The sequence below is a fragment of the Streptococcus sp. 9903 genome (assembly GCF_013276625.1).
In the GTDB taxonomy this organism is placed as follows: domain Bacteria; phylum Bacillota; class Bacilli; order Lactobacillales; family Streptococcaceae; genus Streptococcus.
The window spans coordinates 1-12466 of the sequence record NZ_VMLI01000009.1 but is presented as its reverse complement, the minus strand read 5'-3'; the positions used below and the strand labels follow the sequence as shown (position 1 = coordinate 12466).

Below are 12466 nucleotides of genomic sequence, written 5' to 3'. Positions count from 1 at the left end.
GCAATCTTTCCCCCAAAAAAAGAAAAGGAAAAATAAAATGGCAAATAAAAATGCGTACGCTCAATCTGGTGTGGATGTTGAAGCGGGTTATGAAGTTGTTGAACGGATTAAAAAGCACGTGGCTCGTACGGAGCGTGCAGGTGTCATGGGAGCTCTGGGTGGCTTTGGTGGTATGTTTGACCTTTCAAAAACAGGTGTCAAAGAACCCGTCTTGATTTCAGGAACTGATGGTGTCGGAACCAAGCTCATGCTGGCTATCAAGTACGACAAGCACGATACCATCGGTCAGGACTGTGTAGCCATGTGTGTCAATGATATCATCGCTGCGGGTGCGGAGCCCCTCTATTTCCTTGACTACGTAGCGACAGGGAAGAATGAACCAGCTAAGCTAGAACAAGTTGTCGCTGGTGTGGCAGAAGGTTGTGTGCAGGCAGGTGCTGCCCTCATTGGTGGGGAAACGGCTGAAATGCCTGGCATGTACGGCGAAGATGACTATGACTTGGCTGGTTTTGCGGTTGGTGTGGCTGAAAAATCTCAAATCATTGACGGTTCAAAGGTGGCAGAAGGAGATGTTCTTCTCGGACTTGCTTCAAGTGGGATTCATTCCAATGGTTACTCTCTCGTCCGTCGTGTCTTTGCGGATTACACAGGTGAGGAAATCTTGCCAGAATTGGAAGGCAAGCAACTCAAGGAAGTTCTTCTTGAGCCGACTCGTATCTATGTCAAGGCTGTCTTACCACTCATCAAGGAAGGGTTGGTCAACGGCATTGCCCACATCACAGGTGGTGGCTTTATTGAGAATGTCCCTCGTATGTTTGCAGCTGACTTGGCTGCTGAGATTGATGAAAGCAAAGTTCCAGTGCTTCCAATTTTCAAAGCCCTTGAAAAATACGGTCAGATTAAACACGAAGAAATGTTTGAAATCTTCAATATGGGTGTGGGACTTATGCTAGCAGTTAGCCCTGAAAATGTAATTCGTGTCAAGGAGTTGTTGGATGAACCAGTCTATGAAATTGGTCGTATCGTCAAGAAAGAAAACGAAAGTGTCATCATCAAATGAAAAAAATAGCGGTTTTTGCCTCTGGTAATGGCTCAAATTTTCAGGTGATTGCCGAAGAATTTCCAGTAGAGTTTGTCTTTTCAGACCATCGTGACGCCTATGTGCTTGAGCGTGCAGAGCAGCTCGGCGTTCTGTCCTATGCTTTTGAACTCAAGGAGTTTGAAAGCAAGGCAGACTACGAAGCAGCTATTGTCGAACTCTTGGAAGAACACCAGATTGACTTGATTTGCCTAGCAGGCTACATGAAAATCGTTGGGCCAACCTTATTGGCGGCTTATGAAGGTCGGATTATCAACATTCATCCAGCCTACTTGCCAGAATTTCCAGGAGCTCATGGGATTGAGGATGCTTGGAATGCTGACGTTGCTGAGAGCGGCGTGACCATTCACTGGGTGGATTCAGGTGTGGATACAGGCAAGGTTATCAAACAAGTCCGTGTGCCACGGTTAGCTGATGATACCATTGACAGTTTTGAAGAACGGATTCATGAAGCAGAGTATAAGTTGTATCCAGAGGTGCTGGATAGTTTGGGAGTGGAGAGGATAAATAAGAGAATTTTATGAATAAAGTAGTTGATGATTTGTTGAAAAATATAAAAGAATTTGAAGCATCCTTTAATGAATATGAAAAACAATTTTATCCTGAAATACGGAAAGAGAGACAAAGGTTGATGATATACTTTATCTTATGGATACTGTTTATCATAGGAGCTGCAATTGTATTCCAATTTTTCCCTAAATTTGTTTGTTTGAGGAATATTCTTATTTTTCTTACCATAATTTTTACAGTATTAGTTTTATTTTATACTATAAAATTTGATGAAGTTTCAGTTGGGGTGCCTAGTAAATTTACCAAATTATGTGATAAAGTCAAGTATAGATTGAAATATCTTTACGGAGATAATGCTAAAGAAGTCGCTGATATGTTGGTTAATGATTTAAGCGAGAAAAGAAATAGTCAGCTACAAAAATATGAAAATATAGTTAAAGCTATAGGTACTATTGGGAAAGTTTTGGTAACAGCAACTATTACTCTGGCTTTAAATAGATTATTCGTTGAAGATAAAACAAACATTTCTGGCGAAACGTTTGGAAATATAATTATTATTGTAGCTATAATGGTAATTTTAATCAAACTTATAGATAGTGGGATTAAAAAAATTATTAAATATCCTGTATTTGGAAAGGCTTCAAAAGAAGTGTATTTAACAGATATTTTATACGAAGTGAAGTATATGATATTAGAAAAGGAAGATAACTAACATGACTAAACGCGCCTTAATCAGCGTCTCAGATAAAGCGGGCATTGTTGAATTTACCCAAGAACTCAAAAAACTTGGTTGGGATATTATCTCGACAGGTGGGACAAAGGTTGCCCTTGACAATGCTGGGGTGGAGACTATTGCGATCGATGATGTGACGGGCTTCCCAGAGATGATGGATGGCCGTGTTAAGACCCTTCATCCAAATATCCACGGTGGGCTCCTCGCCCGTCGTGATTTGGATAGCCACTTGGAAGCGGCCAAGGAGAACCAAATTGAGCTTATCGACCTTGTAGTGGTCAACCTTTATCCTTTCAAGGAAACGATCCTCAAACCAGACGTGAGGTACGCTGATGCGGTTGAGAACATCGATATCGGTGGGCCATCTATGCTTCGCTCGGCAGCGAAGAATCATGCCAGCGTGACGGTTGTGGTAGACCCTGCTGACTATACAGTGGTTTTGGACGAGTTGTCAGCCAATGGTGAAACGACTTACGAAACGCGTCAACGTTTGGCAGCCAAAGTTTTCCGTCACACAGCGGCTTATGACGCCTTGATTGCAGAGTATTTCACAGCTCAAGTCGGAGAAAGCAAACCTGAAAAGCTCACTTTGACCTATGACCTCAAACAAGCTATGCGTTACGGTGAGAATCCTCAACAAGATGCGGATTTCTACCAAAAAGCTTTGCCAACAGACTATTCGATTGCTTCAGCGAAACAGCTCAACGGGAAAGAATTGTCATTTAACAATATCCGCGATGCTGACGCTGCCATTCGTATTATTCGCGATTTCAAAGAACGCCCAACGGTTGTAGCTCTCAAACACATGAACCCATGTGGGATTGGTCAAGCTGATGACATCGAGACTGCTTGGGACTACGCTTATGAGTCTGACCCAGTGTCTATCTTTGGTGGGATTGTCGTTCTCAACCGTGAGGTGGATGCTGCGACAGCTGAGAAGATGCACGGCGTTTTCCTTGAAATCATCATTGCACCAAGCTATACGGATGAAGCGCTAGCCATTTTGACCAACAAAAAGAAAAACTTGCGTATCCTTGCCTTGCCATTTGATGCTCAAGAGGCCAGTGAAGTGGAAGCAGAATACACAGGTGTAGTTGGTGGACTTCTGGTGCAAAATCAAGACGTAGTGAAAGAAAGCCCAGCTGATTGGCAAGTGGTGACCAAACGTCAGCCAACTGAGACAGAAGCGACAGCTCTTGAGTTCGCTTGGAAAGCCATCAAGTACGTCAAATCAAACGGTATCATCGTAACCAAAGACCATATGACACTTGGTATTGGTCCAGGTCAAACCAACCGTGTGGCTTCAGTCCGTATTGCCATTGACCAAGCTAAAGACCGTCTTGACGGTGCTGTCCTTGCTTCGGATGCCTTCTTCCCATTTGCCGATAACGTGGAAGAAATCGCTAAAGCAGGTATTAAGGCTATCATCCAGCCAGGTGGATCGGTCCGTGATCAGGAATCCATCGAAGCTGCTGACAAATACGGCTTGACTATGGTCTTCACAGGAGTGAGACATTTTAGACATTAAGAAAACGAAAGGGAAGAAAACAGTTTCTTTCCTTTTTTGCGTAAAAATGCGGAGTGAAATAAGATTAAAACGAACGTTTATGGTATAATGTTATTAAATAATTCGCAAAAGAGGTTGTGAGATGAAGCTGTTAGTTGTAGGTTCAGGTGGTCGTGAACATGCGATTGCTAAGAAGTTACTTGAGTCAAAAGACGTTGAAAAAGTATTTGTAGCTCCTGGGAATGATGGGATGACTCTGGATGGTTTGGAGTTGGTAAATATCTCCATTTCCGAACATTCTAAATTGATTGAGTTTGCAAAAACCAACTATATTGCTTGGACCTTTATCGGGCCAGATGACGCCCTTGCGGCTGGTATCGTGGATGATTTCCATGCAGCGGGTCTCAAAGCCTTTGGTCCGACAAGATTGGCAGCGGAGCTGGAGTGGTCCAAGGATTTTGCCAAGGAAATCATGGTCAAATATGGCGTTCCGACAGCAGCCTATGGCACATTCTCGGATTTTGAGGAAGCCAAGGTCTATATCGAAAAACAGGGTGCGCCTATCGTGGTCAAGGCGGATGGCTTGGCGCTTGGGAAAGGTGTCGTCGTTGCGGAGACAGTCGAGCAAGCGGTCGAAGCAGCTCACGAGATGCTTTTGGACAATAAATTTGGTGACTCAGGTGCGCGTGTAGTTATTGAGGAATTCCTTGAAGGAGAGGAATTTTCACTCTTTGTCTTTGTCAATGGCGACAAGTTCTATATCATGCCGACAGCGCAAGACCACAAACGTGCCTATGATGGTGACAAAGGGCCTAACACGGGTGGTATGGGTGCCTATGCGCCAGTTCCACACTTGCCACAGAGTGTAGTTGACACAGCGGTTGAGACTATTGTCAAGCCAGTTCTTGAAGGGATGATCAAAGAAGGCCGTCCGTATCTTGGCATCCTCTACGCAGGGCTTATCCTGACAGCAGAAGGTCCTAAAGTCATCGAGTTCAATGCTCGCTTTGGAGATCCTGAAACACAGATTATCTTGCCTCGTTTGACATCTGACTTTGCACAAAATATTACAGATATTCTGGATAGCAAGGAGCCAAACATCACCTGGACGGATAAGGGTGTGACTCTGGGTGTGGTTGTCGCATCCAAGGGTTACCCGCTAGAATATGAAAAGGGTGTTGCATTGCCAGCAAAAACCAATGGCGGCATTATCACCTACTATGCAGGTGCTAAGTTTGCGGCAAATAGCAGAGCACTGCTATCAAACGGTGGACGTGTCTATATGCTCGTTAACACAGCAGATACCGTCAAAGAGGCTCAAGATACCATCTACCAAGAACTCACCCAACAAAAAACAGAAGGCCTCTTCTACCGAACAGATATCGGAAGCAAGGCGATAAAAGATTAACAGATACTAACTTTGTTATGGCGAGCGAAAGCGAGCCAAAATAGAATAATCGTCGCAGTAGTGGAACTCCTAGTAGCTTTGCTACTAGGAGCGGAAAACTGGAGACCTAGGCTCCAGTTTTAGTAATGGAACGCCCTAGGCGGTCGCTTACGTCCGCACTACATTAGACGATTATCAAAAAGAAAAATAAAAATTCACAAAATACGTTAATGACCGTATGGTTTGCGAGCGTTAGCGAGCTAATATAGAACAATCGCCGCCGTTCAGGGAAATTAGAAGACCTTGGGCTTCCAATTTAGGCATGAGACACCTTTGATGGCTGCTGCCGTCCCTCACAACCTAAGGTGATTGTTGAAAAACAGGAAAAAGGAGAAGAAATGAAACCCGTAATTTCCATTATCATGGGCTCAAAATCCGATTGGGCAACCATGCAAAAAACAGCAGAAGTCTTAGACCGCTTCGGTGTAGCCTACGAAAAGAAAGTTGTCTCTGCCCACCGTACACCAGACCTCATGTTCCAACATGCCGAAGAAGCTCGTAGTCGTGGCATCAAGGTTATCATCGCAGGTGCTGGAGGTGCAGCCCATTTGCCAGGTATGGTCGCTGCTAAAACAACCCTTCCAGTCATTGGTGTGCCAGTCAAATCTCGTGCTCTTAGTGGAGTGGATTCACTCTATTCTATCGTTCAGATGCCGGGTGGCGTACCTGTTGCGACAATGGCTATCGGTGAAGCTGGTGCGACAAATGCGGCTCTCTTCGCCCTCCGTCTTCTTTCAGTAGAGGATCAAGCTATCGCGACAGCTTTGGCAGATTTTGCAGAAGAACAAGGAAAAATCGCAGAGGAGTCTACCAATGAGCTCATCTAAAACAATCGGAATTATCGGTGGCGGTCAGCTGGGTCAGATGATGGCGATCTCAACTATCTATATGGGGCACAAGGTCATTGCGCTGGATCCTGCTGCGGATTGCCCAGCCTCTCGTGTGGCGGAAATCATTGTGGCGCCTTATAACGATGTGGATGCACTTCGTCAGCTAGCTGAGCGTTGCGATGTCCTGACTTATGAATTTGAGAATGTAGATGCTGACGGTCTTGATGCTGTTATCAAGGATGGGCAACTCCCTCAAGGGACCGACCTGCTTCGCATCTCCCAAAACCGGATCTTTGAGAAAGACTTCCTCTCAAACAAGGCTCAAGTCACTGTAGCACCTTACAAGGTTGTGACTTCTAGCCAAGACTTGGCAGATATCGACCTGTCGAAAAACTATGTCCTCAAGACGGCAACAGGTGGTTATGATGGCCATGGACAAAAGGTCATTCGCTCGGCAGAAGACTTGGAAGAAGCCAATGCACTAGCCGATTCAGCAGACTGTGTTTTGGAAGAATTTGTCAATTTTGACCTTGAAATTTCTGTCATTGTATCAGGAAATGGCAAGGACGTGACGGTTTTCCCAGTTCAGGAAAATATCCACCGAAACAATATCCTTTCAAAAACTATTGTGCCTGCTCGCATTTCTGAAAGTTTAGCCGAGAAAGCCAAAGCTATGGCAGTGAGAATCGCTGAGCAACTCAACTTGTCTGGAACCCTTTGCGTGGAAATGTTTGCGACAGCTGATGATATCATTGTCAACGAGATTGCCCCACGACCACACAACTCTGGGCACTACTCTATTGAAGCTTGCGACTTCTCCCAGTTTGATGCCCATATTCTGGGTGTTCTGGGGGCACCATTGCCAGCTATCAAACTGCATGCTCCAGCCGTCATGCTCAATGTCCTCGGCCAGCATGTCGAAGCTGCTGAAAAATATGTCACAGAAAATCCAAGCGCCCACCTCCACATGTATGGTAAAATAGAAGCGAAGCACAACCGCAAGATGGGACATGTGACTTTATTTAGTGATGAACCAGATAGTGTGGGAGAGTTTTAGGGGAGAGGGGTCTAAAGAAAAAATGTTTGAAAAAATTAAAGGAATTAATATAAAATCAGGTATTTTTGAAGATGAAACAAAATTAGAACTCTTTGAAGGAAATTTTGAGGGAACAAATCCAGTACAAAACGATAGGGCAAGTTTATTGTTTGGAAGGAATGGTTCAGGGAAAAGTACCATTGCTCGAGGAATAAATCAATTAAAAAATGGTGAGTTTGGAACAGATAGAGTATCATTTATTGATAAAAATAATAATAATATTGTACTTAGTGATACTGAACGAAAATCGATATTTGTTTTCAATGAACACTATGTTGATCAGAAAGTCAAAATTGCTCAAGAAGGGTTAGATACAATTGTAATTTTAGGTGAACAGGTTGATATCGATGAGGAACTGGATAGATTAAGAACGCAGTTATCAGAATCACAAATTGAATCTCAAGATTATTATGCTGAATATGAAGAATATTTAGATGAAAAAAATGAAAAATCTCCAGACTTTTGGAAAAAGGAAATGACAGATTCTTTGAAAGGAGTAGGCAACTGGGCCGAAAGAGATAGGGAGATAAAAGGAAATCGAGCTGCATCTCCCGTTCATAATAATACCTTTCAAAATTTTGTTGATTTACAACCAATCTTAGATAAAAATGAGTTAGAGGTTGAATTCAACAATAAAAAAGCTAGATATTTTTCAATAAGAGATTCCGCAGTTACTATAAATAATGAACTATCTTTACCTGATATTAATTTTGATAGCAATGAATTATCAACTTTATTGTCTGAAAAAATCGAAGAACCTGAGTTGAATTCTAGGGATAAGTATTTACTGACATTATTATCTGATTCCACAAAAGGTGAACGTCATTTGAGAGAAGTTAAAGATTTCTTTGAAGATGAACATCAAAAAAAATGTCCTTTTTGTACTCAATCAGTATCAGAAGATGTTAAAGTTGAACTCACGAATGGCATAACTAAACTACTATCAAGAGCAGTCGAAGAACACCAATCCGCATTGAGAGGTAAAAAAATTGATGAGATTAATCAAGATTTTTCTGGTTATGAACAGATAGATCCAATATTAATTCAGTCTTATCAAAATAGTATTAATGCTTTGAATGCTAAATTTAACGAAATTAACTCAATAATCGATAAGAAGATTGATAATCCATATAATATAGTTGAGTTACCTAATATAAGCTTTTCTCAAGAATTAAGTCAAGCAGAGCATGATATTGAAAAAATTAACCAAGCAATTATCAAACATAATTCAGAAATCTCGGATATTCAAAAGTTAAAAGTAGATCTCCTTCAAATAAATAATGAATTAGCTTTTTATGAAATTCAAGATGCATACAAAAAGTTTCAAGAGAAAACAAATAAAAAAGCAATTTGTGAAAATAATTATAATAGCAGTAGTAAACGAGTAAAGGATTATGAGAAGCAGATTTCTGATTTAGAAGACAAGAAACTTAATATAGATATTGCAGTTGATGAAATTAATAAAAGTTTAAATTACATATTTTTTTCAAAAAATCGGTTAGCTATACAGAATCAAAACGGAAAATACTATCTGTTATCAAGAGGTAAGTCTGTGGTCCCCAGTAGGGTTTCCGTAGGGGAACGAAATGCGCTGGCATTATGTTATTTCTTTACTGAGATAATTCAACAGAGAGAGTTAGCAGATGCTTATAGTCATGAATATTTTATTGTTATTGACGATCCAATTTCTAGTTTTGATATGGAAAATAAAGTTGGAATAACCTCGTATTTAAAATACTGTTTAACTAGATTTTTTAAGGGGAATAGTAATACTAGAGTTTTACTAATGACCCATGATAAACAAACAATATATGACTTTGATATCTTTTTGAAAGAGATAATGGAATCCTGTAAAGAAGAGGAAGGTGGACAAAAATCTAAATACAAGAAGTTAGAATTGGTTTCTGGTAAATTACAAGAATTCAAAACTAGTACTCACGATTATACAGAACTACTTGAAATAGTCTTCGGTTATGCATTGGGAAATAGTACACCTACTTCGGAAAGTTTTGTTGGGAATGCAATGAGAAAAATTTTAGAAGCCTATGGTAGTTTTAATTATAAGAAGGGAATTGCCGAGCTAACAACAGATCCTTTAATTGTTGAAAAAATTGATAAAGAATACAGAACTTATTTTGAGAATCTTATGTATAGACTGGTTTTAAACGGTGAAAGTCATTTTAAGGATCCGGTTAAAACTTTGAGTATTGATTTCTTTGATACCATTTCTGATGAAGAACGAAAAAAAACAGCTAGAGATTTACTAGTTTTACTTTATCTTTTAGATGATTTACATGTTTTAAAACATTTAGAGGGTGTATCAAATGCGGAAAATAGACTTGAACAATGGAAGTGTGAGATTTTAGAATAAGAGAATCATACCATTTGACTTATTGCAATGGTTGAAGTTTGCATGATAGCTGATTAGAGTAATCAAAGGATTATTACTTCCTAATTTTATTTTCTACAAACCCTAATTTAGCATCTAATAATGCAAAGTTTCCTGAGCCTCATAGATAAAAAAGATTTTTAAGGAGAAACAACATGATCAACCGTTACTCTCGCCCGGAGATGGCGAACATTTGGAGTGAAGAAAATAAATACCGTGCTTGGCTTGAGGTAGAAATCCTCGCTGATGAGGCATGGGCTGAGTTGGGGGAAATCCCTAAGGAAGATGTAGCTTTGATTCGTGAAAAGGCGGACTTTGACATCGACCGTATTTTGGAGATTGAGCAAGAGACTCGCCACGATGTGGTTGCCTTCACACGTGCGGTTTCTGAGACTCTTGGTGAAGAGCGCAAGTGGGTTCACTATGGTTTGACTTCTACCGACGTGGTGGATACGGCCTACGGTTACCTCTACAAGCAGGCCAACGATATCATCCGTCGTGACCTTGAAAACTTTACCAACATCATCGCTGACAAGGCTAAGGAACACAAGTTCACCATCATGATGGGTCGTACCCACGGTGTGCACGCTGAGCCTACAACCTTTGGTCTTAAATTGGCGACTTGGTATAGCGAAATGAAGCGCAATATCGAGCGTTTCGAGCATGCGGCTGCTGGTGTGGAAGCTGGTAAGATTTCTGGTGCGGTTGGGAACTTTGCTAATATCCCACCATTTGTAGAGCAATATGTCTGCGACAAATTGGGTATTCGTGCCCAAGAAATCTCTACACAGGTGCTTCCTCGTGACCTTCACGCTGAGTACTTTGCGGTTCTTGCCAGCATCGCAACTTCTATCGAACGTATGGCGACTGAGATTCGTGGTTTGCAAAAATCTGAACAACGCGAAGTAGAAGAATTCTTTGCCAAAGGTCAAAAAGGTTCATCTGCTATGCCTCACAAACGCAACCCTATCGGTTCTGAAAATATGACAGGTCTTGCGCGTGTTATCCGTGGTCATATGATTACAGCCTATGAAAACGTTGCTCTCTGGCACGAACGAGACATTTCCCACTCATCAGCTGAACGCATCATCACACCAGATACAACTATCTTGATTGACTACATGCTCAACCGCTTTGGAAATATTGTCAAGAACTTGACGGTCTTCCCAGAAAATATGATCCGCAATATGAACTCGACATTTGGTTTGATTTTCAGCCAACGTGCTATGTTGACCTTGATTGAAAAAGGGATGACCCGTGAGCAAGCCTATGACTTGGTACAACCAAAAACAGCCTACTCTTGGGACAACCAAGTAGACTTCAAACCACTGCTAGAAGCAGATCCAGAGGTGACATCACGCCTCACACAAGAAGAAATCGACGAGATCTTCAACCCTCTTTACTACACTAAACGAGTGGATGATATTTTTGAACGTCTTGGATTAGGATAATTAGAAAAAATCGAATTTCTATTACTCCATTTATAGGAGTAGCAGAACTTCGATTTTTCTTTTTTATTAAAGTGCTTTAGAAAAAAATAACCAATATTTTATAATATGTTGAATATAGAATAGTATACTGTGACTTCTAAAATATTACTAGAAATTGATTTGAATTTCCTAATCGATTTGTCCATATTCTATTTCAATCTACTATGTTATATAATAAGCATAGAAAAAGCCCAAGCGCTTAGGCTCAGGCTTTCTTCTTAGTGATCACGATCACATGAGATGAATTTAATCTTGTAATAATCAGATCGTTTGTAAGTTTCACTGTATCCTAAAACTTGACCAGTTGATTCGAGTTTGGTGATTTTAGTTTGTAGGACAGTAGGGAATTGTTCATCGACTCCGAGGACTGAAGCCGCATGTTCTGGAGTTGGAAAGACTATTTCGTTGATTTCTTCAAAGTGTTCATCATTCATGTGAATGTGGTAGTCTAACTTGAAACGGTTATAGATAGAACTATAGTATTCAAGGTTTGGATAATTTGCGTTGATATATTGTTCTGGGATGTAGGATGTATGGTAGATATAAACGACACCGTTTGATTCGCGGACACGTTCAATCTTGTAGTAGAATTGATCGCCGCGTAGACCCAATTTTTCCAAGTAAGCGAGTTTGTTTCCGCGTTCAATTGAAAGAACAGTTACCTTATCATCTTTAGCATTAAAGAGTTCAATATCTGAAAACTCTACAAGCTTGTGTTTGCGTGCACGTGAAACGAAGGTTCCTTTTCCTTGTTGGCGGACAATATAGCCATCTTTAGCAAGGTCGTTTAAGGCGCGGACAACTGTGATAGAACTGACATCGTACATTGAAATGAGCTCTGCTTCAGTGTAAAATTTATCTCCACTGCTAAACTGCCCAGAGATGATTTTATTTTTTAATTCGTCTTTTATGTATTGATATTTGGGAATTGCCATATTTTTACCTCTATTTTCCTTCTCCACAGAAAATTTTACCATAAAAGCGAAAAAAATAGTAGTCTTTTGAATAAAAAATTAGAAAAATAGTTTGAATGTAACTTCTCAAAGTAACTTCCACTTGCCTGACCAAAGTGGAAATTAGTCTAAAACGGATTTTTATGGTGGAATTAAGTGTGAGACGTTTGAATTAGAAATGAGGTCTACTATGACAAAACATAAACACCTTACCCTTTCAGACCGTAATGATATCCAATTAGGTTTAGAGCGCGGTGAAACATTCAAAGCTATTGGACAATCCATTCTAAAAGACCCAACTACTGTTTCCAAAGAGGTCAAACGAAACAGACAAGTCCGAGAGTCTACAGGCCATAACCTTCCTTGTCCTTTACTAGACAAAGCTACCTTTGTCTGTAATGGATGTCCTAAA

At 40.7% G+C, this 12466-nt stretch carries 11 protein-coding genes and 1 pseudogene; 11 read left to right on the top strand and 1 reads right to left on the bottom strand.

Translation table 11 applies throughout. The features are described from left to right. The first annotated feature begins 37 nt into the window (after window positions 1-37). The 10 genes and pseudogenes from purM to purB all read left to right on the top strand — a co-directional run bounded on the left by purM (window position 38) and on the right by purB (window position 11062). Window positions 38-1060: a phosphoribosylformylglycinamidine cyclo-ligase gene (gene purM / locus HT696_RS04420; RefSeq protein WP_173219009.1), complete on the top strand. Its 1023-nt coding sequence runs from the start codon at window positions 38-40 to the stop codon at window positions 1058-1060. Continuing rightward, window positions 1057-1623, top strand: a complete 567-nt coding sequence (gene purN / locus HT696_RS04415) for a phosphoribosylglycinamide formyltransferase (protein WP_173219006.1) — start codon at window positions 1057-1059, stop codon at window positions 1621-1623. The genes purM and purN overlap by 4 nt, the downstream gene beginning before the upstream one ends. Further along, entirely contained in the window at window positions 1620-2321 is a 702-nt protein-coding gene (locus HT696_RS04410) for a hypothetical protein (RefSeq protein WP_001045459.1), read from the top strand. Before purN ends, HT696_RS04410 begins: the two co-directional genes overlap by 4 nt. 1 nt (window position 2322) lies before the next feature. Beyond that, the gene (gene purH / locus HT696_RS04405) at window positions 2323-3870 is read left to right on the top strand and encodes a bifunctional phosphoribosylaminoimidazolecarboxamide formyltransferase/IMP cyclohydrolase (RefSeq protein ID WP_173283371.1); all 1548 of its coding nucleotides are present in this window, start codon (window positions 2323-2325) and stop codon (window positions 3868-3870) included. A 121-nt stretch (window positions 3871-3991) separates the two neighbouring features. Next, window positions 3992-5257, top strand: a complete 1266-nt coding sequence (purD, locus tag HT696_RS04400) for a phosphoribosylamine--glycine ligase (protein ID WP_173219000.1) — start codon at window positions 3992-3994, stop codon at window positions 5255-5257. Window positions 5258-5509: 252 nt separating this feature from the next. Further along, window positions 5510-5605, top strand: a pseudogene (locus HT696_RS10700) (phosphoribosylaminoimidazole carboxylase). Between the two features lie 29 nt (window positions 5606-5634). Next, entirely contained in the window at window positions 5635-6123 is a 489-nt protein-coding gene (gene purE, locus HT696_RS04395) for a 5-(carboxyamino)imidazole ribonucleotide mutase (protein ID WP_038806534.1), read from the top strand. Further along, complete coding sequence (gene purK, locus HT696_RS04390) at window positions 6110-7183, top strand: 5-(carboxyamino)imidazole ribonucleotide synthase (RefSeq protein ID WP_173218997.1); 1074 nt, start codon at window positions 6110-6112, stop codon at window positions 7181-7183. Before purE ends, purK begins: the two co-directional genes overlap by 14 nt. 22 nt (window positions 7184-7205) lie before the next feature. Beyond that, window positions 7206-9593 carry an AAA family ATPase gene (locus tag HT696_RS04385; RefSeq protein ID WP_173213937.1) on the top strand — a complete coding sequence of 796 codons (2388 nt, stop codon included), beginning with the start codon at window positions 7206-7208 and terminating at the stop codon, window positions 9591-9593. A 173-nt stretch (window positions 9594-9766) separates the two neighbouring features. Then, window positions 9767-11062 (top strand): adenylosuccinate lyase, encoded by a 1296-nt coding sequence (purB, locus tag HT696_RS04380; RefSeq protein WP_012972422.1) that lies wholly within the window; start codon window positions 9767-9769, stop codon window positions 11060-11062. Between the two features lie 257 nt (window positions 11063-11319). On the opposite strand, the gene HT696_RS04375 is transcribed toward purB, so the two are convergent. Beyond that, complete coding sequence (locus HT696_RS04375) at window positions 11320-12036, bottom strand: GntR family transcriptional regulator (protein WP_173277324.1); 717 nt, start codon at window positions 12034-12036, stop codon at window positions 11320-11322. A gap of 208 nt (window positions 12037-12244) precedes the next feature. Here HT696_RS04375 and HT696_RS04370 point away from each other — a divergent pair. Then, a partial coding sequence (locus HT696_RS04370; RefSeq protein ID WP_173283370.1) for a helix-turn-helix domain-containing protein occupies window positions 12245-12466 on the top strand: 222 nt, incomplete at its 3' end.

Excerpts from the sequence above, each read along its gene's own strand:
- purM (WP_173219009.1), top strand. The coding sequence starts at position 38 with ATGGCAAATAAAAATGCGTACGCTCAATCTGGTGTGGATGTTGAAGCG.
- purN (WP_173219006.1), top strand. The coding sequence starts at position 1,057 with ATGAAAAAAATAGCGGTTTTTGCCTCTGGTAATGGCTCAAATTTTCAG.
- HT696_RS04410 (WP_001045459.1), top strand. The coding sequence starts at position 1,620 with ATGAATAAAGTAGTTGATGATTTGTTGAAAAATATAAAAGAATTTGAA.
- purH (WP_173283371.1), top strand. The coding sequence starts at position 2,323 with ATGACTAAACGCGCCTTAATCAGCGTCTCAGATAAAGCGGGCATTGTT.
- purD (WP_173219000.1), top strand. The coding sequence starts at position 3,992 with ATGAAGCTGTTAGTTGTAGGTTCAGGTGGTCGTGAACATGCGATTGCT.
- purE (WP_038806534.1), top strand. The coding sequence starts at position 5,635 with ATGAAACCCGTAATTTCCATTATCATGGGCTCAAAATCCGATTGGGCA.
- purK (WP_173218997.1), top strand. The coding sequence starts at position 6,110 with ATGAGCTCATCTAAAACAATCGGAATTATCGGTGGCGGTCAGCTGGGT.
- HT696_RS04385 (WP_173213937.1), top strand. The coding sequence starts at position 7,206 with ATGTTTGAAAAAATTAAAGGAATTAATATAAAATCAGGTATTTTTGAA.
- purB (WP_012972422.1), top strand. The coding sequence starts at position 9,767 with ATGATCAACCGTTACTCTCGCCCGGAGATGGCGAACATTTGGAGTGAA.
- HT696_RS04375 (WP_173277324.1), bottom strand. The coding sequence starts at position 12,036 with ATGGCAATTCCCAAATATCAATACATAAAAGACGAATTAAAAAATAAA.